The organism is Erythrobacter sp. S158 (genome assembly GCF_057364915.1).
This window is the reverse complement of sequence record NZ_CP200279.1, coordinates 2,864,189-2,888,402: the sequence shown is the minus strand read 5'-3', so window position 1 is coordinate 2,888,402 and position 24,214 is coordinate 2,864,189. Positions and strand designations below refer to the sequence as shown.

The 24,214-nt window shown below is 62.9% G+C and carries 32 protein-coding genes; 14 read left to right on the top strand and 18 right to left on the bottom strand.

Translation table 11 applies throughout. From position 1 onward, the window contains the following. The 4 genes from AC0V6T_RS14140 to AC0V6T_RS14125 are packed head-to-tail and all read left to right on the top strand — an operon-like array spanning position 1 to position 1,941. Positions 1-498, top strand: a complete 498-nt coding sequence (locus AC0V6T_RS14140) for an SUF system Fe-S cluster assembly protein (protein ID WP_486127893.1) — start codon at positions 1-3, stop codon at positions 496-498. After that, on the top strand, positions 498-866 hold the full coding sequence (locus tag AC0V6T_RS14135) for a HesB/IscA family protein (RefSeq protein ID WP_007165779.1): 369 nt from the start codon (positions 498-500) through the stop codon (positions 864-866). The genes AC0V6T_RS14140 and AC0V6T_RS14135 overlap by 1 nt, the downstream gene beginning before the upstream one ends. Further along, the gene (locus AC0V6T_RS14130) at positions 866-1,342 is read left to right on the top strand and encodes a hypothetical protein (protein ID WP_486127891.1); all 477 of its coding nucleotides are present in this window, start codon (positions 866-868) and stop codon (positions 1,340-1,342) included. The genes AC0V6T_RS14135 and AC0V6T_RS14130 overlap by 1 nt, the downstream gene beginning before the upstream one ends. Positions 1,343-1,386: 44 nt before the next feature. Further along, the gene (locus AC0V6T_RS14125) at positions 1,387-1,941 is read left to right on the top strand and encodes a hypothetical protein (protein ID WP_486127889.1); all 555 of its coding nucleotides are present in this window, start codon (positions 1,387-1,389) and stop codon (positions 1,939-1,941) included. Between the two features lie 3 nt (positions 1,942-1,944). Here AC0V6T_RS14125 and AC0V6T_RS14120 read toward each other — a convergent pair whose 3' ends face one another. From AC0V6T_RS14120 to AC0V6T_RS14110, 3 genes are all read right to left on the bottom strand, one after another. Then, the gene (locus AC0V6T_RS14120) at positions 1,945-2,889 is read right to left on the bottom strand and encodes a hypothetical protein (RefSeq protein ID WP_486127887.1); all 945 of its coding nucleotides are present in this window, start codon (positions 2,887-2,889) and stop codon (positions 1,945-1,947) included. Positions 2,890-2,973: 84 nt separating this feature from the next. Continuing rightward, positions 2,974-3,393, bottom strand: a complete 420-nt coding sequence (locus tag AC0V6T_RS14115) for a hypothetical protein (RefSeq protein WP_486127885.1) — start codon at positions 3,391-3,393, stop codon at positions 2,974-2,976. Further along, positions 3,386-4,105: an EI24 domain-containing protein gene (locus AC0V6T_RS14110; protein ID WP_486127883.1), complete on the bottom strand. Its 720-nt coding sequence runs from the start codon at positions 4,103-4,105 to the stop codon at positions 3,386-3,388. The genes AC0V6T_RS14115 and AC0V6T_RS14110 overlap by 8 nt, the downstream gene beginning before the upstream one ends. A 134-nt stretch (positions 4,106-4,239) precedes the next feature. Here AC0V6T_RS14110 and AC0V6T_RS14105 point away from each other — a divergent pair, with 134 nt between their 5' ends. Then, the gene (locus tag AC0V6T_RS14105; protein WP_040465048.1) at positions 4,240-5,232 is read left to right on the top strand and encodes an adenosine kinase; all 993 of its coding nucleotides are present in this window, start codon (positions 4,240-4,242) and stop codon (positions 5,230-5,232) included. Positions 5,233-5,457: 225 nt separating this feature from the next. Here the strand turns inward: AC0V6T_RS14105 and AC0V6T_RS14100 are convergent, their stop codons facing one another. Further along, entirely contained in the window at positions 5,458-5,817 is a 360-nt protein-coding gene (locus tag AC0V6T_RS14100; RefSeq protein ID WP_486127880.1) for a hypothetical protein, read from the bottom strand. Positions 5,818-5,861: 44 nt separating this feature from the next. Then, a complete protein-coding gene (purD, locus tag AC0V6T_RS14095; protein ID WP_486127878.1) occupies positions 5,862-7,148 on the bottom strand; it encodes a phosphoribosylamine--glycine ligase in 1,287 nt (428 codons plus the stop codon). Between purD and xseA the strand changes: the two genes are divergently transcribed. Genes xseA through AC0V6T_RS14075 form a run of 4 tightly spaced genes read left to right on the top strand, consistent with a single transcriptional unit; the run spans position 7,147 to position 10,793 of the window. Continuing rightward, a complete protein-coding gene (xseA, locus tag AC0V6T_RS14090; RefSeq protein WP_486127876.1) occupies positions 7,147-8,631 on the top strand; it encodes an exodeoxyribonuclease VII large subunit in 1,485 nt (494 codons plus the stop codon). The genes purD and xseA overlap by 2 nt on opposite strands. Before the next feature lie 47 nt (positions 8,632-8,678). Further along, positions 8,679-8,882, top strand: coding sequence for a DUF2093 domain-containing protein (locus AC0V6T_RS14085; protein WP_007165788.1), 204 nt, complete (start codon positions 8,679-8,681; stop codon positions 8,880-8,882). Between the two features lie 11 nt (positions 8,883-8,893). Continuing rightward, a complete protein-coding gene (locus tag AC0V6T_RS14080) occupies positions 8,894-9,814 on the top strand; it encodes a M23 family metallopeptidase (RefSeq protein ID WP_486127874.1) in 921 nt (306 codons plus the stop codon). Position 9,815: 1 nt separating this feature from the next. Next, a complete protein-coding gene (locus tag AC0V6T_RS14075) occupies positions 9,816-10,793 on the top strand; it encodes an esterase-like activity of phytase family protein (RefSeq protein WP_486127872.1) in 978 nt (325 codons plus the stop codon). Between the two features lie 73 nt (positions 10,794-10,866). Here AC0V6T_RS14075 and rpmB read toward each other — a convergent pair whose 3' ends face one another. Beyond that, on the bottom strand, positions 10,867-11,154 hold the full coding sequence (gene rpmB, locus AC0V6T_RS14070; RefSeq protein WP_007165791.1) for a 50S ribosomal protein L28: 288 nt from the start codon (positions 11,152-11,154) through the stop codon (positions 10,867-10,869). 240 nt (positions 11,155-11,394) lie between these two features. Here rpmB and AC0V6T_RS14065 point away from each other — a divergent pair, with 240 nt between their 5' ends. The 3 genes from AC0V6T_RS14065 to AC0V6T_RS14055 all read left to right on the top strand — a co-directional run bounded on the left by AC0V6T_RS14065 (position 11,395) and on the right by AC0V6T_RS14055 (position 12,775). Beyond that, positions 11,395-11,625 carry a hypothetical protein gene (locus tag AC0V6T_RS14065; RefSeq protein WP_007165792.1) on the top strand — a complete coding sequence of 77 codons (231 nt, stop codon included), beginning with the start codon at positions 11,395-11,397 and terminating at the stop codon, positions 11,623-11,625. Between the two features lie 47 nt (positions 11,626-11,672). Further along, on the top strand, positions 11,673-12,122 hold the full coding sequence (locus tag AC0V6T_RS14060; protein WP_007165793.1) for a nucleoside deaminase: 450 nt from the start codon (positions 11,673-11,675) through the stop codon (positions 12,120-12,122). Between the two features lie 152 nt (positions 12,123-12,274). After that, positions 12,275-12,775: a GNAT family N-acetyltransferase gene (locus AC0V6T_RS14055; RefSeq protein WP_486127869.1), complete on the top strand. Its 501-nt coding sequence runs from the start codon at positions 12,275-12,277 to the stop codon at positions 12,773-12,775. Here AC0V6T_RS14055 and AC0V6T_RS14050 read toward each other — a convergent pair. The 3 genes from AC0V6T_RS14050 to AC0V6T_RS14040 form a co-directional block, all read right to left on the bottom strand. Continuing rightward, complete coding sequence (locus tag AC0V6T_RS14050; RefSeq protein ID WP_486127867.1) at positions 12,772-13,632, bottom strand: SpoIIAA family protein; 861 nt, start codon at positions 13,630-13,632, stop codon at positions 12,772-12,774. The genes AC0V6T_RS14055 and AC0V6T_RS14050 overlap by 4 nt on opposite strands. Positions 13,633-13,701: 69 nt before the next feature. After that, the gene (locus AC0V6T_RS14045) at positions 13,702-14,112 is read right to left on the bottom strand and encodes a phosphate-starvation-inducible protein PsiE (protein ID WP_486127865.1); all 411 of its coding nucleotides are present in this window, start codon (positions 14,110-14,112) and stop codon (positions 13,702-13,704) included. 43 nt (positions 14,113-14,155) lie between these two features. Further along, the gene (locus AC0V6T_RS14040; RefSeq protein ID WP_486127863.1) at positions 14,156-14,836 is read right to left on the bottom strand and encodes a ribonuclease T2 family protein; all 681 of its coding nucleotides are present in this window, start codon (positions 14,834-14,836) and stop codon (positions 14,156-14,158) included. 303 nt (positions 14,837-15,139) lie between these two features. Between AC0V6T_RS14040 and AC0V6T_RS14035 the strand changes: the two genes are divergently transcribed. Further along, complete coding sequence (locus tag AC0V6T_RS14035) at positions 15,140-15,325, top strand: hypothetical protein (protein ID WP_486127861.1); 186 nt, start codon at positions 15,140-15,142, stop codon at positions 15,323-15,325. A 58-nt stretch (positions 15,326-15,383) separates the two neighbouring features. Here the strand turns inward: AC0V6T_RS14035 and AC0V6T_RS14030 are convergent, their stop codons facing one another. The 4 genes from AC0V6T_RS14030 to AC0V6T_RS14015 all read right to left on the bottom strand — a co-directional run bounded on the left by AC0V6T_RS14030 (position 15,384) and on the right by AC0V6T_RS14015 (position 18,848). Continuing rightward, entirely contained in the window at positions 15,384-15,824 is a 441-nt protein-coding gene (locus tag AC0V6T_RS14030; protein WP_486127859.1) for a hypothetical protein, read from the bottom strand. Then, positions 15,821-16,687 (bottom strand): carboxylating nicotinate-nucleotide diphosphorylase, encoded by an 867-nt coding sequence (gene nadC / locus AC0V6T_RS14025; RefSeq protein ID WP_486127857.1) that lies wholly within the window; start codon positions 16,685-16,687, stop codon positions 15,821-15,823. Before nadC ends, AC0V6T_RS14030 begins: the two co-directional genes overlap by 4 nt. Positions 16,688-16,815: 128 nt before the next feature. Continuing rightward, on the bottom strand, positions 16,816-17,613 hold the full coding sequence (locus tag AC0V6T_RS14020; RefSeq protein ID WP_486127855.1) for a LytR/AlgR family response regulator transcription factor: 798 nt from the start codon (positions 17,611-17,613) through the stop codon (positions 16,816-16,818). Beyond that, positions 17,613-18,848 (bottom strand): sensor histidine kinase, encoded by a 1,236-nt coding sequence (locus AC0V6T_RS14015; RefSeq protein WP_486127853.1) that lies wholly within the window; start codon positions 18,846-18,848, stop codon positions 17,613-17,615. The genes AC0V6T_RS14020 and AC0V6T_RS14015 overlap by 1 nt, the downstream gene beginning before the upstream one ends. Here AC0V6T_RS14015 and AC0V6T_RS14010 point away from each other — a divergent pair. Next, positions 18,832-18,966, top strand: a complete 135-nt coding sequence (locus AC0V6T_RS14010; RefSeq protein ID WP_486127851.1) for a hypothetical protein — start codon at positions 18,832-18,834, stop codon at positions 18,964-18,966. The genes AC0V6T_RS14015 and AC0V6T_RS14010 overlap by 17 nt on opposite strands. On the opposite strand, the gene AC0V6T_RS14005 is transcribed toward AC0V6T_RS14010, so the two are convergent. The 5 genes from AC0V6T_RS14005 to AC0V6T_RS13985 are packed head-to-tail and all read right to left on the bottom strand — an operon-like array spanning position 18,963 to position 24,149. After that, positions 18,963-19,949 carry a M48 family metalloprotease gene (locus AC0V6T_RS14005; RefSeq protein WP_486127849.1) on the bottom strand — a complete coding sequence of 329 codons (987 nt, stop codon included), beginning with the start codon at positions 19,947-19,949 and terminating at the stop codon, positions 18,963-18,965. The two genes, AC0V6T_RS14010 and AC0V6T_RS14005, sit on opposite strands and share 4 nt — an antisense overlap. After that, positions 19,949-20,650 carry a DsbA family protein gene (locus AC0V6T_RS14000; protein WP_486127847.1) on the bottom strand — a complete coding sequence of 234 codons (702 nt, stop codon included), beginning with the start codon at positions 20,648-20,650 and terminating at the stop codon, positions 19,949-19,951. The genes AC0V6T_RS14005 and AC0V6T_RS14000 overlap by 1 nt, the downstream gene beginning before the upstream one ends. A 12-nt stretch (positions 20,651-20,662) precedes the next feature. Further along, positions 20,663-22,042, bottom strand: coding sequence for a M48 family metalloprotease (locus tag AC0V6T_RS13995; RefSeq protein WP_486127845.1), 1,380 nt, complete (start codon positions 22,040-22,042; stop codon positions 20,663-20,665). A gap of 11 nt (positions 22,043-22,053) precedes the next feature. Beyond that, positions 22,054-23,013, bottom strand: coding sequence for an alpha/beta hydrolase (locus AC0V6T_RS13990; protein ID WP_486127843.1), 960 nt, complete (start codon positions 23,011-23,013; stop codon positions 22,054-22,056). A gap of 29 nt (positions 23,014-23,042) precedes the next feature. After that, positions 23,043-24,149 (bottom strand): phosphatase domain-containing protein, encoded by a 1,107-nt coding sequence (locus tag AC0V6T_RS13985; RefSeq protein WP_486127841.1) that lies wholly within the window; start codon positions 24,147-24,149, stop codon positions 23,043-23,045. Positions 24,150-24,214 lie beyond the last annotated feature (65 nt).

The following is a 24,214-nucleotide window of genomic DNA, read 5'->3' as shown; positions in this document are numbered from 1 at the left end:
ATGGACAAGCCTCAGGACGAGAAAGACTACGTTGCCGCACCCGCGCCCAACGACACGGTGATCGACAAGCCGCCGCGCGCGCGTGTCGAGGATGCGATCGACGAGGACGACGCGCCCGCTGCCAAGCGCGAGCGCGACTATCTTGAAGGGTTTCTCCATCAAAAGCCAGCCGAGGGTCCGGTCGGCGGGGCAGGCAGCGATTTGCAGCAGGCCGTGATCGACGCGCTCAAGGAAATCTACGACCCGGAAATCCCGGTCAACATCTACGACCTGGGCCTGATCTACGGCGTCGACGTCGACGACGAAGCCGATGCGACGATCACGATGACGCTCACCACGCCGCATTGCCCGGTTGCCGAGACCATGCCGGGCGAGGTTGAACTGCGCGCTGCTTCGGTTCCCGGCATCCGCGATGCCGAGGTTGAGCTCGTCTGGGATCCGCCGTGGTCGCCTGAGAAAATGAGCGACGAAGCACGCCTAGAACTGGGGATGCTTTGATGGCCGACACCAAGACAAGAGCCAATGAACGCCAGCGCCCCGCCGCCGTCATCCTCACCAAGGGCGCCGAAGCCCGCATCGCCGAACTTATGAGCAAGGCCCCCGACGACGCGATCGGCGTGAAGCTGTCGACGCCGCGCCGGGGTTGCTCAGGGCTCGCTTATTCGGTCGACTTCGTCACCGAAGAAGCCAAGTTCGATGAGAAGATCGAAACGCCCGGCGGCACGTTCTATATCGACGGCGCGAGCGTTCTCTATCTCGTTGGTTCGACCATGGACTGGGTCGAGGACGACTTCACCGCAGGCTTCGTGTTCGACAACCCCAACGCCAAGGGCGCTTGCGGGTGCGGCGAAAGCTTCATGGTCTGATGGCCACGACGGTCGAGCTTTCCACCGAGCTTGACTGTCCGCTGGAGGAGGCGTGGGAGTGGGTGCGACAGCCCGCGCTTCTCGATCATATCGCGCATCCCCTAATCCGGTTCGAGTACGAGGACGGTTTCGACCGCTCAGCGCCCTGGCCCGAGGGTGAACACCGCGCTCAGATCTATGCCTTCGGAAAGGCTCCAATTGGCTGGCAGGTGATCGGTATCGAGTATCCCGACGCCCCGGAAGGCAGCTTCATGTTACGCGACAACGGGTACAGTCAGATGATCAAGCGCTGGGACCACTGGATCATCCTCAAGCCTGGAAGCTCGCCGCAAACCACGCACTATACGGACCGCGTCCATATCGAGGCAGGTCTTCTGACCAACGCCGTCGCCGCCTATGCCAAGCGCTTTTACGCGCATAGGCAGAAGCGCTGGCGTGAGCTCGCGGCGGACGGATTCGCCGCGCTCGAAAGCTGATAAGGCTGATAGCGCGCCGTGGTGCTTTATGGTAATTAAACACCATGGCAAAGCGCGATCGCGACTATACCAAACGCTATCAGGAGTTGATGCGCGGCGCATCGAAGCGGCTGCGCAACGCTCATCGGCGAGAGATCGAGCAGCTGCGACAGTCTCGCAGGCCGACCGCTCGTTTGCATGATCGTAGAGCGGCGCGGCGCGATCGCGAATTGCGGCTTTCGATCGCGCTGCTCTTGCGTGAAATCACACGGCTCAATCGCAAGTTGAAGATCTGCGAGGAGCCGGAAGAACGCATCTTCCTGCGCGCAGAGTTGGTGCATTTCGAGGCGGTGGTCCAGAACCTTAGGGCGGACCTCAGGTATCACGACCGTGCGCCGGATTCGCTTGGTCCGGTGGACCGGATACCTAAAGATCGGATCGAACGCGTTCTCGCGGCCTTCGACGGACCACACCGTGCCATTCTGCTTGCGATCCTCGAGGCGACCAAAGGTGGGCCTAAGAAGCCGCCGGAGGCTGGCATTCCGGTTCCCGCCGTGCCTCCACATGGACCTGTGCCCAAGCAAGGCGGCGCCGAAGCTCCACTCGACTTCGAGAGCTAGGGCTTACTCGCCTTCGTCGATGATGCGGGCGATCAGGCGGCGTTCGAGTTCGTCGATCTCACCGTCGGCTTCGATCATCTTGTCGAGCCATTCCTGCTCGTGATCGGTGATTTCCTCGCCAGCAATCGCCTGTTCGGTGAAGCTCGGCCCAGCATCGCGCTTGCCGAAGACCTTGCCGAAGTGATTGGCAACTTGCGGCGCTTCGCGCGCCATGCGTCCGATGAAGCGCCCGACATTGGCCTTGTTGTCGGCAACGAACTCCTGAAGTTCCTTCGCCCGGCCATGTTCAAGCTGCGCGTTCTGCAGAGCGAAGCCCTTGAGGTAGTTGCTTACGCCGTCGAGGAAGAGCTCATCCCATTCCGGATCGTTAGCCTCGGCCAGCGTCTCGTCCTTCAGGCGGAAGAGCATTTCGGCTTCGAACCGGCTAACGGCCGCGGGACCGTGACCGCCGCTTGCAAAGACAACGCGGCGAAGGATATTCGCTTCAGCTGCGGTGATATGCGTGTCTGACAGTTCGCCGCCGCAGCGTGTCGGGCCGGTGCCGCTGAGCACTTCGCGCTCGACCTGCTCGATCACGTAGTTCTTGAGGCTGTCCGGCGTATTCTCGGCGCGCTCGATAATGCGAACGATGGTTTCGAGCTCGACGAGGCTTTCGACCACGCCGTCATGATCGACCTGACCGATCAGCCACCCGGCTTCCTTGACGCTGCACTGAAGGCGCGGCTCGGTGCCGTTCAACACGAATTCGCCGACTGCCTCGACGAAGAAGTCGCACCACTGTTCGTCGCGCACATCGAGCACATTGTTGATCGCGAACAGCGCCTCGGCCTCTTCGCGGGTGATGATCCCGTCGCCCCAGCCTTCGCGGCGCAGCGCCAGAACCTCGTCAGCCGTTACCTGTCCATCGGTAGCAACGCGCCGTGCAAGATCGGTGAATTGGGTCGTCATTGGCCGTCTGGTCCCTGTTATTGAACCATCGGCATCGCAGAATGTGCTTAAGACCGGGTTACCAAGCACGCCGCCCGCAGACGCTCAGCCCCCGGATGCAGCGCTTTCGACGTCGGCAATGCAGCGGTCATTGTCGGTCTCTCCACCGCCTTGCCTGAGCCGCGTGGCGACATGGGTCGCAACCGGCGCATTGCCTGCGCCAACGGGGTACAGGTAGATGTCGAGCACGCAGCTTTCAGAGGCGAATTGCAGCTTACGTGCATCGCCTTCGGCCATGTCGATCCTTGCGGCTCCGAAGCGGCTTACAAGGAAGGGGGCAGACTGGCCAAGGATGCCGTCAGCGCCGGGGCCAGACCTCGCTGCGGGTGCGCGATAGGCAGGTGCCGAGCTTGGCTGCGCTGTTGCTTGAGGGTTGCTGGTGCGGATGTAGTTGCCGCTCGCCGCACCCCCGGCGCACGCACTCGTGGCCATCGCAAGCAATGCCAGCAGACCAATTCTACGCATCTCTTTGTCCATGCAGGTGCAGAGCTTTCTCATCACGCAGCGACAATGCCGATTGGGTCAGATGGGTTCCTGCCGCAGCACCGATCACGGGTGCGAGCAGATTTGCGAACGGGATCAGCATTATCACCGCAACCGCCGCCCCCAGCAAGGCGCGCTTTTGCCAAGACACCGGGTTCTCCGCAGGTTCGCTCCCGCAATGGCGAAGCCAGGCCATATCGGTGAGCTCCCGGCCCAGAAGCCACGCATTGACCGCAAGGAACACTGCGGCCGATCCGATGCCGGTTACAACCAGCGCCGCCGCTACCGGCAAGGCGAGCAAATTGAGCGCGACCGTCCTGCCGATTCCCTTCACCGAATTGGCGAGATCGCGCCGGAAGGGCAGCTTGCGGGCCATTCGCGCAGCCTCGGGATAGTGCCGGGCCTCTACCGCGACCACGATCTCGTCGGCGAAGAACTGCAGCACGGCCAAGGCAACAAGGCGGAACAGGAACCAGAAGGACAGCCCCGCAACCAGAACGGCCGCGGCAGCGCCGACGAACCCTCCGCCCTCTAATCCGTAAGCTGCAAAGACCTCGACGAGCCCCCAATATAGCAGCGCACCGAAGAGGATGAACACGCCCACCGTGATCGCGACTGACTTGAGCAGCACCTTGAGCACCGGCCCATGGGTCAACTGGCTCACCGCCAGACCAAGCGCTTTGAACACTGACATCATCGCACGCCGCGATGCGATGGGTTGGGGCGCCTGTCAAACATCGAAGCCAAACCTCTTGGCCTTCCGCGCGCTTGCGGCTAGGCGCTGCGGCAACCTTCCATCAGACCAGATACCACAAGGACGCCTTCTTAGTGACCGACACCCGCTACGACGTCATCGCCATCGGCAACGCAGTTGTCGACGTCATCGCCTCTTGCGAAGAGGGGCTGATCGACGAGCTTTCGCTTAACCGGGGCGGCATGACCCTGATCGACGAAGCGCGCGCCGACGAGCTCTACGATGCCATGCCCCCAGCGCGCGAGCTTTCCGGCGGGTCGGCGGCCAACACGCTGGCTGGCCTTTCCACTCTTGGCCTGCAATGTGCCTTCATCGGGCAGGTCGCCGATGACCAGCTTGGCAAGGTCTTCCGCCACGACATGCGCGCAACCGGCATCGATTTCGACACGCCCGCGCGCGACGGCGAACCCGCAACGGGCCGCGTGCTCATCTTCGTCACTCCCGATGGCGAGCGTACGATGAACACCTTCCTTGGCGCAGGCCAGTTCCTGCCCGCCGAAGCGCTCGACGAAGACCTGATCGCAAGCGCCGGGATCCTCTACCTCGAAGGCTATCTGTGGGACCCCGAAGAACCCCGCCGCGCCATGCGCCGCGCGATCGAGGTTGCCCGCGAGGCAGGCCGCAAGGTCGCCTTCACCGCGTCCGAGAGCTTCGTGATCGAGCGTCACGGCGACGACTTCCGCGCGATGATCGACGACGGGCTGATCGACATCCTGTTCGTCAACGAGAGCGAGCTTGCGACGCTGACGGGAGAGGACGACTTCGAAACCGGGTTCAACGCTGTTGCGCCCAAGGTCCCCGTTCTCGTCGCCACGCGCAGCGCCAAGGGCGCGGTCGCCAGCGCTCACGGTGAGCGCGCGGTGACCGCCGCTGCTCCGGTCGCCAAGGTCGTCGACACGACCGGTGCAGGCGATCAGTTCGCCGCTGGCTTCCTCTCGGGCTACGCGAAGGGCGAGGGACTTGAAGTCTGCCTTAAGCGCGGCGCGATTGCTGCGGCTGAGGTGATCGCCCATTACGGTCCGCGTCCCGAAGCCGACATGAAGGCGCTGATGGCCGAGAGGCTGTAAGGGTCTTAGGCAACCCTCGCTTTTTCAGCGACTTAGGTGAGAAGTGGACCGCATGTTACACGGTCCAGGGGCAAAACCCGCTTTCTGTCAGCTTAGGTGCGAAAAGTGTCACCTTCTGGGTGAAAGCGTGACCTTACGCGCAACTTGACCGAACCCGACGATGTGAAAGAGCCGCCGACACATTGGCAGCGCGCGAACGAGTAGGAAAACCCAATCTGCGCAGCCTCAAGGCATGGGCACGTAATCGGCGCGGCGCAGCGTGATCATGTAGTCCGCGACCTCGTCGACCCTCTCGCGCGTCAGGTCGAAATCCATATCCTCGGGGTAATTGTGCGCATCCCTGAGCCAGGCCCTGATCGTTGCCTTGGTCACGCCGGGGCGATTGGCCACCGCTTCGAAGCTTGGCGCGCGCATATTGGGTGACAGGAACGGCGGCTCAACCGCGTGGCATCCTCCGCAGGCCGCCTCGACGAAGGCGGGCGGAGGCGGCGCTTCGGTCGCTACCCTTGGGGTATAGGCCGACTGGCAGGCGGCAAGCGCCATGAGTGCGGCGACGGGGGCGAGCGGGGCGATGTGTCTTGTCATGCCCGCATAATGGCTCACCAGCGCGCACCTGTCGTTGACCCAGATCAATTCTGCGGCGTGTCGCCCTTTTCCCGCGCCACTTCCTTCCAACCGATATCGCTCCGGTAGAATCCGCTGGCGAAGTCGACTTTGGCTACTGCATCGTAAGCGGCCTTTTGCGCTTCGGTGACGCTGGCCCCCATAGCTGTTACGTTCAGCACGCGGCCTCCATTGGCGACCAGCGAGCCATCCTTGATCGCCGTGCCTGCGTGAAAAACCTTCGCGCCGTTCGCCTCGGCACCATCCAGCGCGATTGCGCCGCCCTTTTGCGGCGTGCCGGGATAGCCTTTTGCCGCCATCACCACAGTGAGCGCGGTTTTCTCCGCGAATGTCGCGCCCGCCCCCTCAAGCTCGCCTTTCGCGCAGGCGAGCATCATCGCGGCAAGGTCGCCTTGGTAGCGCATCATCAGCACCTGGCATTCAGGATCACCGAAGCGGCAATTGTACTCGATCAGCTGCGGGCCGGTCGCGGTCAGCATCAGGCCAGCATAAAGCACCCCCGAATAGGGCATCCCCTCTGAGCGCATCGTGTCGACGGTGGGCCGGATGATCTCGTCCATCACGCGCTGTTGGAGGGCTTCGGTCAGCACGGGCGCGGGCGAATAGGCGCCCATGCCGCCGGTATTCGCGCCCTTGTCCCCTTCGCCAACCTGCTTGTGGTCTTGCGCGGTGCCGAAGGGGATGACGTGCGTGCCGTCGGTGATGGCGAAGAAGCTCGCCTCTTCGCCCTCGAGAAACTCCTCGATCACCATCTGCGCACCTGCCGACCCGAACTGGCCGCCGAACATGTCGGATAGCGTCGCCTCGGCGTGTTCGCGCGTCGGTGAGATCACGACGCCCTTGCCCGCTGCAAGCCCGTCGGCCTTGAGCACAAAGGGCGCGCTGAATCCGTCGAGCGCCGCAACCGCCTCATCGCGCGAATGGGTGCGGACATAGCCTCCGGTAGGGATCTCGGCGCGGGCGCAAAGATCCTTGGTAAAGCCCTTAGAGCCTTCGAGCTGGGCAGCGGCCTTGGACGGACCGAATGCTGGGATATCGGCGGCGGCCAGGCTGTCGGCGAGGCCGTCGACCAGCGGCGCTTCCGGCCCGATCACGACCAGCGCGATCTCGTGCGAGCGGCAGAATTCCACCACCGCGCCATGGTCGCTCGCATCGAGCGAAACGCACTCGGCTTCCTCGGCGATGCCGGGATTTCCGGGGGCGGCGTAGAGCTTCCTTAGAGACGGGGATTGCGCCAGCTTCCACGCTAACGCATGTTCGCGTCCTCCCGACCCCAACAGCAGGACATTCATGGCGCGCACTCCCTCATCCTCATCGCAAGACACCGGGCTGGTAGCGCGCAGCCGGGCGGGCGACAACGCCGAGCCGCTCTCGATCACCGAGATTTCGCAGGCGTTGAAGCGCACGGTCGAGGAACGCTTCGGCTATGTGCGACTGCGCGGGGAGCTGTCGGGGGTGAAACGCGCGGCGTCCGGACACATGTATCTGGCGCTCAAGGACGACAAGGCGGTGCTCGACGGGGTGATGTGGCGCGGCAATGCCGGGCGGCTGGCATTCGTGCCCGAAGATGGGCTCGAAGTGATCGCGACGGGCAAGCTGACGACCTATCCGGGGCGCTCGAAGTATCAGATCGTCATCGACAGTCTCGAGATTGCGGGCGAGGGCGCGTTGCTGGCGCTGCTAGAGAAAACGAGGCTGAGGCTGGAGGCAGAAGGCCTGTTTGCGCGTGAGCGCAAGCGCCGCCTGCCCTTCCTGCCGCGCACGATCGGGGTTGTCACATCGCCAACCGGATCGGTTATCCGCGATATCCTCCACCGCCTCGCAGATCGCTTTCCCAGCCATGTGATCGTGTGGCCGGTCCTGGTTCAGGGGCAGGGTGCGGCGGAGCAGGTTGCAAGCGCTATCCGAGGGTTTTCAGAGCTTTCGAAGGACGATGCTGTGCGGCGGCCCGACGTCGTGATTGTCGCGCGCGGAGGCGGGTCGATCGAAGACCTTTGGAGCTTCAACGAGGAAATCGTGGTTCGCGCCATCGCAGAGTGTACCATTCCGGTTATTTCAGCCGTCGGACATGAGACCGATACGACGCTTGCCGACTATGCCGCCGACCGACGTGCACCGACGCCGACTGCTGCTGCTGAAATGGCGGTTCCTGTGCGCGCCGACTTGCAGGCGACGCTCGCCGATTTCGCCGCTCGCCAGCGGCGCGCGGTGCACCGTCCGGTCGAGCTGGGACGCGAGCGGCTCGAGGCGCGCACCCGGCGGATGCCTCGGATCGAGGTGCTGCTGCAACCACAGGCACAGCGGCTCGACGATCTGGCCGAGCGGCTGCGGCGCGGGCTCACCGACCGGGCGGCGCATGGGCGCCAGCAACTGGCCGGAACCGCATCACGGCTCGCCCCGCGCCTTCTCGAAAAAGCGCTCTCGGGTAGGAGGGAGCGGCTTGATCGCACGAGGCTGTCGCCCCAGCTGGTTGAACGCCCGATTCTCACCGCGCAAGAGCGGCTGAACGCGCTGGCCCGGCTGGCCAGCCAGCTTCATCCAAAGAAGCCGCTCGAACGCGGCTATGCCATCGTGCGCAGCGAGACGGGCGAAGTCGTTACTTCGAGCGCGGAGGCTGCAAAGCGGACTGCGCTTAGCCTTGAATTCAGCGATGGCAAGCTCGATGTCGGTGTTGGCGACGCGCCGCCTCCGCCGCCTGCCAGGCCTGCGCCAGCGCCAGCGAAGAAGCGTCGCGCCCCGGCGCCAAACCCGAAACAGGATGACCTGTTCGGTTAAGATTGACCGGCTGACAGCCCCCCACCCCCCATGCTAAGGCAAGCCCCATGTTGATGTCCTCCAGCGAAAAAGCCGCCAAGCTCTATTACGGCGCCTCCAGTTTCCGCGTGTTGCGCCCTGGCCAGCATGTGATCTGTGCCGTTTCTGCCGAAGTCATCCCGCTCGAAGAACTGCGCTACTGGAGCGCCGAGCATCAGGAGGCCTACGCCTCGGCTGAAATCGCAACCCGCCGCCTGCTTGGCGAGGGGTGAGCGAGCCTTCCATGATCCGAGCAGCACTGGCGCCTGGTGTCCTGGGACTTTCGGCGCTCGTCAGCTGTGCCGGGACAGAGCCGAGCGCGCCAGCGGACGCAGCGCTTTCGAGCGAACCCGAAATCGTTGCCGAAGCTGAGCCTGCTGCGAGCAATGCGGCGCCGGTGGAGCCCGTAGAGGCGAAGTTCGACTTTTCTGGCGAGCTGACCCAAGGCGGCTTCATCCGTGGAACCGTCCCCGCAGGAACGGCCAGCGCTTCGCTTGGCGAACAGGTGCTCGACATCGCGCCCGACGGCAGCTTCTTCGCTGCCTTCGATCGCGACAGCGCGGACAGCCTGCCGCTTACCGCGACGCTCGAAAGCGGGCGGATCCTCCGCGAGGAGCTCGCGGTTTCGCCGCGCGAATGGCAGATCCAGCGCGTCAACGTCGCCAAGCGCCCCAGCGGGTCGAGCGAAGCCTGGTGGAAACGCCGCGAGCCTGAATGGAATGCCATTCAGGACGCGCGCGCGAAGGAGACCGGGGCGACTGGCTGGACCCAAGACTTCATCTGGCCGGTAAAGGGTCGCATCTCCGGGCTTTTCGGCCGCCAGCGCATCTATCGCGGCGAGCCGGGCAGCTATCATTCGGGTATCGACATCGCGCCGGGTAACGGCGTCGCGTTCGTCGCTCCCGCCGATGGGGTCGTGGTGCTCGCGCGCACGGGGTTCAGCCTCGAAGGCTCGCTTATCATCATCGATCACGGCGCAGGGCTGAACAGCGCGTTCCTCCACGCCTCGCGCATCGTTGTCGAGGAAGGGCAGGCGGTGAAGCAGGGCGATCACATCGGCAATGTCGGCGCTTCGGGGAGAGCGACCGGGCCGCACCTGCACTGGGGTCTGAAATGGAACGCTGCGCGGCTCGATCCGCTGCTGTTCACGGGCCCGATGGACTAGGATGCGCGGCAAGCGGCGTTTGATCGCGGCCCTCGTCGTCGCGGCCCTTTGCGCACCGACAGTCTGGCTCCGCAGCGAGATCGTCCGAGAAAACCCGACGTCGATTGAGCTTCAGCAGATCGCCGGAGAAAGCGACATCGACGCGGCCGGCTGGCGCGTTGCCGGCGTGTGGGAATACACCACCGCTCCCAACCTGCGCTTCGGAGGCTATTCCGCGCTCCTTGCGCTCAGCAGCGGGAGATTGAGAGCCTATTCGGATCGCGGTTTCCTGTTGACGATAACCGAGCCTGACCAACCGCTTGAGCGTGCCGAGGATCGGAGTGTCTCGCGCATGCATTTTGCCGAGCCCGAGCATTACTGGATGCTTTGGGACATAGAATCCGCCACCCGCGACCCGGAGACGGGATCATTCTGGCTCGGTTTCGAGAACACTCATGCGATCCACCGGTTCTCCGCACGCAGCGAACCTGAAGAGTTGCGGATGTTGGGCGGTGAGGTCGACTGGTACGATAATGGCGGGCTCGAAGCGATGGAGCGGCTGTCGGACGGGCGCTTCCTCGCCATTCCCGAGGGCCGCAGCGAGGCACTGATCTACCCCGCAGATCCGATCGAAGGCGGCGCGCCTGAAGAGATCGTGTTCGCAAATCCGGCAAGCGATCATGCCGTGACGGACATAGCCCAGCTGCCCGATGGCAGGCTGCTGTTGCTGCTGCGCGATGTTGCCTGGGGTATCCCGCCCTTCACCGGGAAACTCGCCATCGCGAACGCTCCCAAAAGCGGCATGACAGGCGAGTGGTCAGCCGAGATACTGTTCGACCTCGACGCTGTGATACCGCCGGAAAACTATGAAGGCATTGCGGTGCGGGCCAACGGCGATGGAACGATCGCCGTCTGGATTATGTCGGACGACAATTTCTCGGTCCTGCAGCGCACCTTGCTGGCAAAGCTGGTGTTCGACCCCTCGATCGAAGCGCAATAGGCGGCGCAAACGCAAAAAAGGCGTGACGGTCAACCCGCACGCCTCTCCCGCATGATGTTTGCCCGAAGGGCGATCAGGCTGCGGCGACAGCCTTCTTCAGCTCACGCTTCACCTTGAGGGCGCGCGTGGACAGCTTGTCGTCCTTGGTCTTGAGCAGCCAGTTGTCGAGGCCACCATTGTGCTCAACCGAACGAAGGCCGTGAGTCGACACGCGGAACTTGAAGCTGCGGTCGAGCTTTTCGCTCATCAGCGTGACGTTCTGCAGGTTGGGCAGGAAGACGCGCTTGGTCTTGTTGTTGGCGTGGCTGACATTGTTGCCAACCTGGCGACCCTTGCCGGTCAGTTCGCAAATACGCGACATGGTATCTCTCGTCTCGTTCAATATGCGTGAGGCTCACCGGTCGAATCGGCGCGCCGTGGAAAAATTCGGGTTATCCCGGAAAGCGGCGCACATACGTTTGAGGGCACCAAAGGTCAAGTTGGAACCTTATCGCGGCACCGAACGTCAAGTTGGAACCTTCTGACGGCACCAAACGTTTATGTCGAGAATGTGGCCGAGTTCGTCTAAGGACCGGTCCTTCGCTCGTTTTTGGAGGAATACATGAAAAAGATTATTGCTGCTGCTGCACTGACTGCTGCGACTTTCGGCCTTGCCGCTTGCGACGTCGAACAGACCGAAGAAGCTGAACTTCCCGAAGTCGAGGGCGGTAACCTGCCCGAATATGACGTCGACGCGGCTGAAGTATCGGTTGAAGGCGACACCGAGACCGTCGAAGTTCCGACGCTTGACGTCGATGTCGAAGAAGCTGACGCTGGCGAGCCGGGCGAATAACCCCAACCAGCTTGACTTAATCAAGAGAGGCCGGGAGAGCGCAGATCATGCGTTTCCCGGCCTCTTTCATGTCCAGCGCGCTTTCCCTGGCGCGCGCCGCCAGCGAGCTTGGCGAAGTGCCGATCGGCGCTGTGGTCGTAAAGGACGGCAAGATCATTGCCGAGGGACACAACGAAACGCGCGACCAGAATGATCCAACAGCCCATGCCGAGATCGTGGCGATTCGCCGCGCCGCCGCCGCGCTCGGAGATGACCGGCTGACGGGCTGCGATCTGTGGGTCACGCTGGAGCCTTGCGCAATGTGCGCGGGCGCCATCGCTCATGCCCGCATCGCGCGGCTTTACTATGCTGCAAGCGACCCAAAAGGCGGCGCCGTCGAGCATGGCGCGCGCGTGTTCGAGCAGGAGCAGTGCCTCCACCGGCCCGAGGTTTATTCAGGGCTCGGCGAAGAAGAGGCAGCAGACATGCTGCGCGGGTTCTTTCGCGAACGTCGCTGAAGGCCGCAAGTTGACGGGTCGCAGGCGTGACCTATGCTGAGTCCCTCTCACAGGGGACGCACCGTGTTGGTTTGATCGCTCATCGAAATCGCAGACAATCACCTAGACCGCCCGGCCTCTCGCGTTCGGGCGGGATTTACGATGAGGCAATCATGAGCAAGTTTGAATTCAGCATCCGCGCCTTCAAGGCCGCGGACAATCCGGCAGTCCACCGCGTCCGTATCGCCGCCTTCGCGCCAGTCTTCGCATCCTTCCGGGAACTCGCAGGTCCCGAGATCGCTCCTCTCCTCTTTGCCAAAGCCGAAGAGGCGCAGGGCGCATGGCTGGACAAGATATGCGGCGAGGCATCGGCGGGCCACAGCGTTCACGTCGCCGTTTCAAGCGGCGAGGTCGTTGGCTTTTGCGATCACAGTTGCAACGCCGAGACCCTGATCGGCGAGATCGGTTTGAACGGCGTCCACCCCGACTTCGCTGGCGGGGGAATTGGCGCGGCGCTCTATGGGCACGCGCTGGAATTGATGCGCTCGGCTGGGATGAAGGTGGCGGTTGTCTCTACCGGAGGAGACGCAAGCCACGCTCCGGCCCGCGCGGCTTACCGCAAAACGGGCTTCGATCGAGCGATCCCTTCGGTTCAGCTTAGCCGGAGCCTCTAAGCATCGACAGATTGCGTGGCTTTTTCGCTAAGCCACGCGATCGCGTCGTCCTGATCGTCCAGTTCAAAGCTCTTGATCTCAGGCTTAACCAATACGCTGAATGTGCTCGCGAGGTTGCGGATCCAGGCTGGGCCACCGACGATGGCATAGCGTTCGATCTTCTTCATCAATTCAAGCTTGCCCGCCATGACTTCGCGGCTGATCGCGGCGTCCGGGTCAAAACCGTGCCAGCGCTTGATCACGATCATCAGGTTTGAGCATTCCGGGTCTTCGAGCGAAGCGCGCACCATTGCCACGCCGCGTTCGGATTCTTCGCGGTCGAGCCTGCCGGTGAGCTCGAAAGCGGCAATGCCGGGGGCATCGATGTAGAGCGGGTGAAAAGCGCCCTTATGCGGTTCGTCAGCCTCTTCCATGATCCAGGCGCGTGCGGCGTCAGCTTCATCTTCGTCGTAGACTTCATAGACGACACCCGGAAGCAGCGCGCTTTCCAGCCGCGCGGCTGTCCTGATCCATTCTTCATCGGACACGATCGCAATCCGGTCGAGACCGTAGATATACTTCATGAAAGTGCCCATGTGGCCGAGCTCTTCGACCACCGAGGCAAAGGAAAAGCCCGCCATGGCTGTCACGTCGATCAGGAGATGGCCGCCCTTTTCGGCGGAGGCGTTCTGATCCTTCACGAAGTCGAGCAGGGTTTTTACATCGTCTTGCTGGAACTGGGCCATAACGACGATGCGGTGGGCGTGCGGTGCGAGGCGTTCGATGTCTATCATGGCCGCCATTGTACCACGGATCAGCGTGCCTTCCTTGATCGGCGTCAATGCCAAGATGCGGACCTGGCGCCGCCACCCTGTCAAGCCTTTCGCGCGCAACCGATCATCGCAGCCGGTGCGAGCCGCAATGGCTTTAATGCAACGGAGGAGAAGCTAGGCTTCCTTGCTGTGCGAAAGGACGAGCGCCGCGATGGAAAGCAGCAGGATCGCGCCCGCTTCGAACACCACGTTTTCTGGCGCCATGTCCTTGCCCTGCAACACGATCAGCCTGGCAATTGCGGTGATCGCGATGAAGATCGGGTAGATGAAGAAGGTGCCTTTGCCGGTGTAGTAGACCGCGATCATCCCGATGACTTCAGTGTACAGGAACATCAGCAGGATATCTGCAAGGTTGATCGAACCGCGCTCGTAGACGGTGACCACTTCGACCCCGGCTGCAAGCACGGTCATGCCTGCAACGAAGATGAGAAGCAGCCGCTCCACCAGCATGAAGGCGCGATCGGCGGTGGTTTCCGGGGCGCTGAGCCGTGATTGGCGCTCTTTCGTGGGTTTGTGCTCAGCCATGGCGCGATTGTAGCGCGAAGTGGGTATGGCAGGCCAGCTGGTTCTACAGCCCCCGCCAGATCCTTGCCGCTACGTCATCGCGCGCGCCGAAACGCGCATCGTCGCAGCGCGTGGGGCGAAAGCGGCGGGAGTAGCAAAGGCGTATCTCCTGCAGCCATCCGCGCTCGTTCAGCTTCACACCGACATGGCTGGCCTGCCAGCTCGAGCCGTTGGCATCGGCAAAGGCTTGGCGGATGCGACCTGCGGTGAGGCCGTCTTCGCGGCTGACCCGATCGTAATCTGGGATACGGAGGCTGTCCCAAAGGATGCGGGTGACGCCGAGATAGGTTTCCGGGCGCTTTGTCATGCAGCTGCCGTGCTTGGCCCACTGCCGCGCGATGAGGCGCGCAGAGGGCATCATGCACATATGCTCGCGGATTTGTGCAGGGGTCAGGCGGCTTTGCGCAGCGCACCATTGCGGCCAGCTCCCGCGCGGCGATTGGGGCCAAAGGCCGTGAACGACAAAGCCGAACCGTCCGTTGTCGCCTGAACACTGTACACGGTGGGCGCGGCTGTCCTCACGCGGTTTACAGAACTCGGGCGACCAGCTGAGTGCCAGCGTGTAGCCGGTGACAGGCGTATCGCGCCTCGCGCCGTCGGGGGCGATCTGCGGGACCGATGAGACCGACGGCGTGCGGCATTGATAGGCTTGCGCGCTGGCAAGCGTGGGCGCCGACAAAGCCAACAACGCTGCCGCCTTCCCAAGCCTCATTCGAAAGTGCGTGCGTCAATGCGCGCCTGCTCACCGCTGTTCAAAAACCAAGACGCTGCGTTCGGGACGAAGAGACAGGCTATCTTGATTGCATTGAGAACGATCAAGCCAGCCGTGACAGCAAGTGAGGTATGAGGATTGGAAGACGGCCAAAGGATCGAAACAAGGAGGTAAAGGCCGACCGAGATCGCATAAATCCATCGCGCCCCATTGCTCCCAGCCAATGATATCAGCGACCAAAGCCAAATCGGGATTCCGTACACGAGGACCAGGCCGATGATCGTGCCTGATATAACGGTGTTGCGCATTTCTGCTGAAGCCCAGTTTGCCTGTGTTGTCGACCACCACTCGCCCGCTGAAAAGGCAGCGCTCGCGATCAACGCGATCCAGAAGAGCCAATCAAAAACGATGATGGGTTTTGGCTTCATTTACACATCGATAGCAGCACAGTCTGCGAGGTAAAGTGGTTCATTTTCAGGCAAATTTCATGGCGGCGCAGCCTGCCGAAACAAGCGTTCCCCTAAGCAAGCGCGGCCTCCGGGCGGCGACCATTTCGCTCCAGCCAGCGCGAGGAAGCGCGGCTGTGCAGGAGGGCGATGGCGGCAATGACGGCAAGCGCCTCGAGCAGGTCCAGCGGGCTCTGGACGAGGCCGGTGACCGCCGACCATACGGTCAACAAATGCCACAGGAGGGAAATTGCGAACATGACCGTGACGATGGTACGAGCCGTGCGGCTGGCAAAGAACCAGACAGCGACGGCTGGTATGAGAACGATCGTGAACATCGCGGAGGCAAAGACGATCACCGTGTCGCGGGTCCATTCGATTATCGGAAACAAGTACTCATAAGACGACGGATCGATAAAGAGCAGGCTCTCGATGAGATCGGAAAGGCCTGCAGCGATTGTAAGCAGCGCGAAGCCATGGATCGAAGCAGGTCGCGGGTTTCTGGCCAGGTTCACAGCGGCTTGAAATCCAGACCGACGTCTGCCGCTGGCGCGCTCTGGGTCAAGCGTCCGACCGAGCAATAGTCGACCCCGCTTTCGGCCTTGGCTGCGATGGTGTCGAGGTTGATCCCGCCAGACGCTTCGGTCTTGGCTCGCCCGTTTACCAGTGCGACCGCTTCCTTGAGCATCACCGGCGACATGTTGTCGAGCAGCAGGTGGTGTGCGCCTGCTTCAAGGGCCGGTTCGATCTGGTCGATCCGGTCGACCTCGCAGATGATCGGGCTGACGCCTGCCTCGCGCGCACGGGCGACCGCTTCGCCGACGCTGCCTGCGACCGCGACGTGGTTGTCCTTGATCATGGCCGCATCCCACAGGCCCATGCGGTGGTTCTGAGCGCCGCCCTGGCGCGTCGCGTATTTTTCCAACGCGCGCAGGCCCGGCAGGGTCTTGCGCGTGTCGAGCAGCGTGCAGGTCGCGCTGCCGACGCGCATCGCGGCGACATAATCGCGCGTCATCGAAGCGATGCCCGAAAGGTGCTGAACAATGTTGAGAGCGCTTCGCTCTGCGGTCAGGAGCGCGCGGGCATTGCCTTCAAGGTGCATGAGGTCCGCACCCGGCTCCACCGCATCGCCATCGCTGACAAGGCTGCGGACGGTGCAGTGCGGGTCGAGATGGCGGAAGATTGCCTCCGCCAGCGGAAGGCCTGCGACCACGATGGCATCGCGGCTGTCCATGACGCCTGCAAAGCGCGCGTCTTCGGGGATCACGCTTTCGGAAGTGACATCGCGCCCGCCACCCTCAAGCCCCTCGCCAAGATCCTCGGCAAGCGTTTCGCGGATGAATTTGTCGAGGTCGAAACCGGCTAACCCAAATGACATCTCAGCCCCAATATCGTCATCGCGAGGGGCAAAGCCCCGTGGCGATCCATGGCGCGCGCTCTCGGCTTAGAGCACCGCTCCATGGATTGCTTCGTCGCTATCGCTCCTCGCAATGACGAGGATTGAGGTCAATGCACAAAGCGCGCGACCACATCGCGATATGACCGGCTCACCTTCACCTCTGCGCCCGAATCGAGCACCAGGAAGCATTCGCCGTTCGTGTGCGGTTTCACCTGCCGCACCTGGTCGAGATTGACGATCCAGCTCCTGTGAACGCGCTGGAATACGCGCGGGTCGAGACGGCGTTCGAGGTCCTTCATCGTCTCGCGCAGAATCAGCGAGTTCTCGGCGGTGTAGATGCACATATAGTCGCCCGCGGCTTCGATACGCTCGATCTGGTCGACCTCGACGCGGAAGATTTGGCCTCGATCCTTGACGTTGATGAGCTTTTCGAAACGGTCTGCGCTTTCGGCTCCATCGCCGCCGAAATCCGCCGCGCGGTCAGGCGCGACTTCGGCGAGCACGTCCATCAGCTGCTCGGCATCTTCGGCCGACTTCTTCTCGGCAAGGCGCTGGCGCACGCGTTCGACCGTGTCGGCAAGCTTGTCCTCGTCGACCGGCTTCATGAGGTAGTTGACCGCATTGGCTTCGAATGCGCGGATCGCGTGTTCCTCGAATGCGGTGACGAAGACGAACAGCGGCGGCTCGATCTCCATCACGCCTTTGACGACCGAAAAGCCGTCGAAACCGGGCATCTGGATGTCGAGAAAGACGAGGTCGGGCTTCTCGGTCTTGATCTTGCGGATGGCCTCGCGCCCGTTCGAGCAGGTGTCGATCACCTCGACGTCCTCGAACGCCTTGAGCCTTAACTCGAGGCCTTGAATGGCCAGCTTCTCGTCGTCGACGATGATGGTGCGAATTGTCATTATGTGTTCCCGATTGCGCGTTGGGGGTTGAGGGCGACCACGTTGTCCGGCGTTTCATTTGCGGGGGACGCGGATTTCGCGGGTCTGCCTTTTGATGCCGCTGAGGGAGCGGATTGCGATTTCTTTACAGGTTCAAAGGGGATCTCGATCAGCACGGTGAACCCGCCGCCGGGCTGTGAGGTGGTTTCGAAGACGTGATCCTCGCCGTAGCCTTGCATCAACCGATTGCGGATGTTTGCAAGGCCGACGCCAGTCGAAACCGGCTTTCCGGCGCCTTCGGGCAGGTGTTCTAGCATAGAAAGCTGAACGGGACCTTCGATGCCTGGCCCGGTGTCTTCAACCGCGATGCGCAGGCGTTCACCGATGACGCGGGCGGTGAGCGAAATGCGCGCGCCTTCCTCCTGCGGGCTGACGGCGTATTTGATCGCGTTCTCGATCAGCGGTTGGAGCAGCATTGCCGGAAGGCACGCATCCATCGCCGCATCGTCGATCTCGAAATGGGTGCGCAGGCGCTCTTCAAAACGCATGCGTTCGATGTCGAGATAGAGCTTGAGCGTCTCGACCTCCTGGGCGAGCGTCACCTGGCTGCCCGGCTCGGTGATGAGCGTATGGCGAAGAAAGCCCGACAGGCGCGTCAGCATGGCGTTGGCAGGCTCGGTCTGTTTGAGCAGCACCAGCGTGCTGATCGAATTCAGCGTGTTGAACAGAAAGTGCGGATTGAGCTGATAACGCAGCATGGCGAGCTGCGCGGCGGTGGTCTGAGCCTCAAGCCGTTCGAGCCTGTCGGCCTGTTTCTCGACCGTCAGGAAGAAGTTGATGGCGTAGTAAAGCGCGCTCCATGCGCCCAGCAGAGTGAGCGGAATGAACGACAGCCCGATAAAACGCTGGGCAAAGGTCGTCTCGCGCGCGGCGCCGTAATAGAGGCCCTGCAGCCACGCATCGATGCTCGCATAGACGATCACCGCACCCATCAGCGCGACAGCCGATCCGCCCCAGGTGACGATCGGCTGGCGGTCGATCAACTGGCGATAGATGACCGACAGGATGAGGCTGATCGAAAAGCCGGTGACCGTGGTCACAACCAGCACGGCGAGCAGGTTCAGAGGCTGGTCGTTGGCAACCGCGACGACGATGCGAAGCAGGAAATAGCCGCCCCAGCCTGCAAGCTGCAGGTTCCAGAACGCACGGTTCTTGCTCGCGAAAAAGGGCGCAGGCTGGATGCGCATCATCGACATGATGCCTCATGTAGCCGATTTTTCGGTTCGTCGCATGGTCTATTGCGCCACGCGGCGGCGATGGGCGCATATGCGCAACCGCCTGCCGCAGTTTCACGGGCGTTTTGCCGCGCGCTAAAACCCTGCGTCCGGATCGACCTCGCGGCGAAAATAGGTGCGCCAGTCGGCTTTGCCGGTCTGCTCAATCAGAGCGCGGATCGTGGGGATTTCTGCCGCGATGAACTCCGCGCGCTCGTCCCAGCCATCATGCGTGCGCCCGCGCAGGAGGCCGCCGTCATGGCGCTTGCCCCATGTCTCCATGAAGGTCTGCGCCGCGACCGGATCGTAGCCTGCATTGGCCATGAGCCACGGCATCAGGCGGTCGGCCTCGCGCTCGGTCCGGCGCACATTGCGGCGTCCGCGTCCGTTGCGGTCGAGCCACGCGGTGTGGCCGAGGAAATTGTGCGCAAGCTCATGCGCAACAACGCCCGCAAACACTTCTTCGTCGTAGGAGAAAGCTTCGAACTTGATCCCGATCACCACCCGCTCGCCATCGGCAACCGCCTTGCGGCCATCGCCCATGAGCTCGAAACGCGTGGCGCAGACGGGGACCGCTGCGAGGTTCGCTACGTCGCCATCGGCGAAGGTGACATTGATCGAGCCGGCACCTTCAAGCTGTGCATCGACATGGTCGTGCGCCCGCTTGAGCCGCGCCCAGTCGAGGCGGTCCTCCGCCTCCCATCTGTTCGGGTCGAGCGCGCCGAGCGCGACCACTTCGCGGTTCTGAGCAAACGCTCCGCTTGCCCCCGCAGGCGATCCACGAGCCGCGGTCTGCACCGCGAAATCGCCGGTCATGCCGAGCGCACGGCGTGCGATTGCTGGACCTCCATAGCTGGCAAGGTCCTGCAATTGCAGGCCGATTGACGGGATCACCCGGTCGCAGAAATCGGCGTTGCCGCGCACCAGCTTCCAGCCCACATCCTGAAGGCGCTGGTCGAAACGTTGGTAGTTCTCGATTGCAGCGCGCTCGGCAGCAAGGTCGATGCGGTCCCAGTTAACCTCGGCCCCAGCTGCAACGGGCAGCGCGAGGAGACACAGCGCCGGGATTAGGCGTGCGAGCATCAGCTGTCCGCTTCGTCGAGCGCTTCCTTGAGGGCCTCGTAACCGACCGCTCCGCCAAACGGGGTCTCTCCCGCGATAAAGGCGGGCGTTCCGGAAAAGCCGAGGCTTTGCGCGAAGGTCAGGTTGCGCACGAGTTCGAGAGAAACTGCTTCGCTCGCAGCGTCAGCCCGCGCCTGCTCCATGTCGAGGCCGATCTGGCGAGCGGCGGTTTCTACGCCGAGCGGCGATGTGTCGCCAAGCTCGAACATGGTCTCGTGAAATTCGCGGTACTTGCCCTGCATCCCGGCGGCGAGAGCCATGCGGGCGGCGTCTTCGCTGCCCTGGAAGATCGGCCATTCGCGCATGATGACCTTGAGGTCGGGGTCTTCGGCGACGAGTTTCTGCACATCGGCGAGACTCGCCTCGCAATAGGGGCAATTGTAGTCGGTGAACTCGATCAGCACCTTGGAACCTTGCGGATTGCCGATGATCGCGCCTGGGAAGGGGGTGAAAAGCTCGTCCCCCACCGAAGCGAGGCGTTCGCGCGCCTGCTCGTCCGACAGAGCCTGCGCGACGTCCTGAAGGATTGAGGGGTTCTCCATCAGGTAAGCGCGCGTGCGATTGTCCGCGAGGCCCGCATAGGACCAGGCGGCTGCACCGAGAAAACCGAAGATGAGCGCGGTGATCGCGGTCAGGAGCGAATTCTTGAAGGTGTTATCCATTGGGGCCCACGTTTAGCGGCTGTCGCGTATCCGTTCCAGCGCGGCGCGAGCCTGAAGCGAGATATCCTGTGCGCGGATCCAGTCGGGCGAGCCGACGGGCAGTCCCGCCTCGGCGGCCTGCGCGCTGCGCAAGGCCTCGGGGTAGCGGCGGCTCATCACCTGTTGTTCGGCGCTGGCGAGGCGCGCGCGCGGAATGTCGCCGCGCGCGGCGTAGACGACGCCGAGCTGATACCAGGCAAACGGATTGAACCGGTCGCGCGAGACGGCAGAGCGCAGCACGCGTTCCGCCTCGTCAAAATTGGCCTCATCCTCGGTTGCGATCAGCGCATGGCCGAACATCCCTGCGATAAGTGGTTGACCGAGTGTAAGGTCGACCGCGCGGCGAAGCGGCTGAAGCGCATCTGAAGGGCGGCCCGATTCGAGCAGGATCTGGCCCTTCAGCTCAAGGAAGTACGGATTGTTAGGTTCGGTCCCGAGCAGCGAATCCGCCTCAGCCACGGCTTTCTCGACCTGCGCGTCCTTGTGATAGGCGTAGGCGCGGGCATAGCGCGCGGGTACGCTCTGGTCGCTCTCCGGGTATCGCTGCATCACGCGCTGCGGTTCTGCGAGATAGCCGTAAAGCTTGGCCTGCGCGGCGAGAAAGCGTTCCTGCAATTCGGGATCGGGAGGCGTGTCCCACGCGGCATCGCCTTCAAGCAATCCGCGAAGGATCTGGATACGGTCGCCTGCCAGCGGGTGAGTGCGCCCGTAGGACGCCGCTTCGGACTGGCTGAAACCGCGGCGGATTTCCATATCGCGCAGGCGGTCGAAGAAATCGAGCATGCCCTTGCCCGAAATGCCTGCGCCCGAAAGGTAGCGCGCGCCGGCAAGGTCGGTTGCGGCTTCCTGATTGCGGTTGAAGGCGAGGAAGCTGCCGACAGCGGCCTGCTGTCCGGCCAGCACTGCGCCCAACGCCGCATCGCCCGCACCTGCAAGCGCGGCGCCCACGCCGAGTAGCAGCGAGAGGATCGTGATCCCCTGCGCCTGACTGGTGCGTTCATTGAATTGGACAACGTGGCCTGCGGTGATGTGGCCGAGTTCGTGCGCGAGAACGCCCTGTACCTCGTTAGCGGTTTCCGCGGCGTTCAGGAGCCCGGCATGGACATAAACGACCTGGCCGCCTGCAACGAAAGCGTTGATCGAGTTGTCGTTGATCAGCACGATCTCGACATTTTCCGGCTCAAGCTCGGATGCCTCGATCAGCGGATATGCCATGTCGCGCAGCAGCTCTTCGGTCTCCGCATCGCGCAGGATCGACTGCGCGGAAACCGGCTGGACCGCCATCGCACAGGCGGCAAAGAATGCGAGCGCGTAAGCGGCTAGCGAGCGGACAGGGATCAGGACGGGGCGCATCAAGCGTCGTGCTAACCCGTTTCGTCCTGAACGGGAACTGAAACCTCGTCGCGTGTCGTCGCAACGTCGCGTGCCTCGTTGGTCACGGCTATCGCGAAGCCGGAGACGAGGTCGAAGAAGTCGCTGTTGCCGCGCCATGGGGCGGCGAGGCTGACGATAGGCCCGTTATGGTCCATCTCCTGGGGTAGGATGGTGAGCGCCTGACCGCCCGCAGCCTCCAATTTCTCGGCAAGCAGCCGCGCATTACGCGCCCCCACCAGTTCGTCCTTCTGGCCATTGATGAGCAGCATCTGCGGCGCATCGGCGCTGACATGGTTGATCGGCTGGGTGGAACCTGCATCCTCGACATGGCCGAAGGCAGCAATGGTCGAATCGCTCTTGAACGGCGCGAAGTCGTAAGGCCCCGCCATCCCGATCACACCGGAGATATCGGCAGGCGAGTGCCCGTGTGCGGCAAGCCAGCGATCCTCGAGCGCGACTTGCACGACGTTGTAAGCCCCTGCTGAATGCCCAGCGAGCACGATCCGCTCCGGATCGCCGCCGTGACGGGCAATATTGGCCTTGGTCCAGGCGATCGCGCTTGCGGTGTCTTCGAGCATTCCTGGATAGACCCCGTCTTCGCCCAGGCGATAGCCTGCGAGAACGACGATGAACCCTTCTGGCACAAATGCTCTACCAAAGTATCCATAAGTGCCCGGATCGCCGCTGCGCCAGCCCCCGCCATGGACGAAGACCAGCACCGGGCGATCATCGCCGGCCGCGTCTTCCGCGCCCCAGACGTGCAGTTTTTGCGCGGGGTGGGAGCCGGTGGAGGCAACTTCGAGCTCGCTGGCGCCGCCGTCCCCCCCAGCCACGCGGTCGATCGCCGTCAGCAATGCCGGGCCGTTGCGCGACAGGGTCATGGTCAGATAGGCGCCGAAGCCAATGCATATGACGGCAATCACGCCGAGGATGGTCAGAAATGTCTTCACTCGTCGTCTCTCCGTTCGCGCGCTGTCGATCAGCCCGGTGTTCCCTCGCTGGCCGTGCGGACCAGCCGTTCGACCCCGCCTTCGAAATCGAGCCCGGTTTCGGCAAGAAAATCGGCAGCCGAGCTGTAATCGCCGCCTGTCCATAGCGGAACATCGGCCTTTTCGATCACCTCTTTTGCGTGAAGCTCCTCATCGCTCAAGGGCTCGCCCGCGACAGATCGGATGAAGACTGCCGCGATTCGGCCCGGATGCGCCCTCACGATGCTGCCGAAAGCGGAGAGGTCTTTTTGCGTATCGTCACCGATGAGCGCAAATTTGAGGTTAGGGAAGGTCGTCAGAATGCGCTCGATCGCATCGCGCTTGTGCGAGCCGTGCCCTTCCTTGCCCAGTGTCTCGCGGTTGAAGCCCCAGTCGCGCAGCATCACCGGCCCAAGCGGCAGCCCGCGCTCGCGTTTGAAGGTGACGAGATAGGAAAACAGGTTCCACGGGCTCGACGAGACGTAGAAGACCGGGCGAACGCGCGCTTCGGGCGCAAGCTCGTCGATCGCCTTTGCTGGTTCACGTGCGCCTGCCGGATTGCCGCCAATCGCTGCGTAAAACGCGCTCGCCCCCGGTACGATCACGCGCTGCGACGGCATTTGCGCCATGACCCTTTTCCAGTTGCGCGCGATCTTGCGGAAATTGCCCGTGATCCCGGTCTCCAGGATCGTGTCGTCGATATCCGAGATGATGCCCAGCTGCGTCTCGCTTCCCGGCGTAAGGATATAGGCCGAAGCCTCCTCTCCCTCGCCCCAGCGCAGCGTCGCCTTCTCCCACCGGGTGCGCTTGGGCGGGATAAAGGGTGCGGGCAGTTCGAGGTCGAAACGCGCAAAGCCCTCCGGCCCGGTCACGGCAGTACGGGTAACGCTAGGAGCATCGCCGTAGCTGTATTCGAGTTCAACCGGCAGGCCCGGCACCTCGTGGCTCATATATTGGCGCACCATGGTCGAGAAATCGCGCCAGAAGCTGCGGTTTTCGAATTCAGGTTCCCGCGAACGGATTGCGCGCGCGTTGAGGGTGAGGCGCGAGGCGTTGCGATAGCCGAAGAAAGGCTGCACGCGCACAGGTGCGCGGCGGGAGAGAGGGCCGATAGGCATGTGAGCACCGGGTAACCGGGCCCGCCCTCAAGGCCAAGCGTTTAAAGCGCAAATGCGGCGTAAGG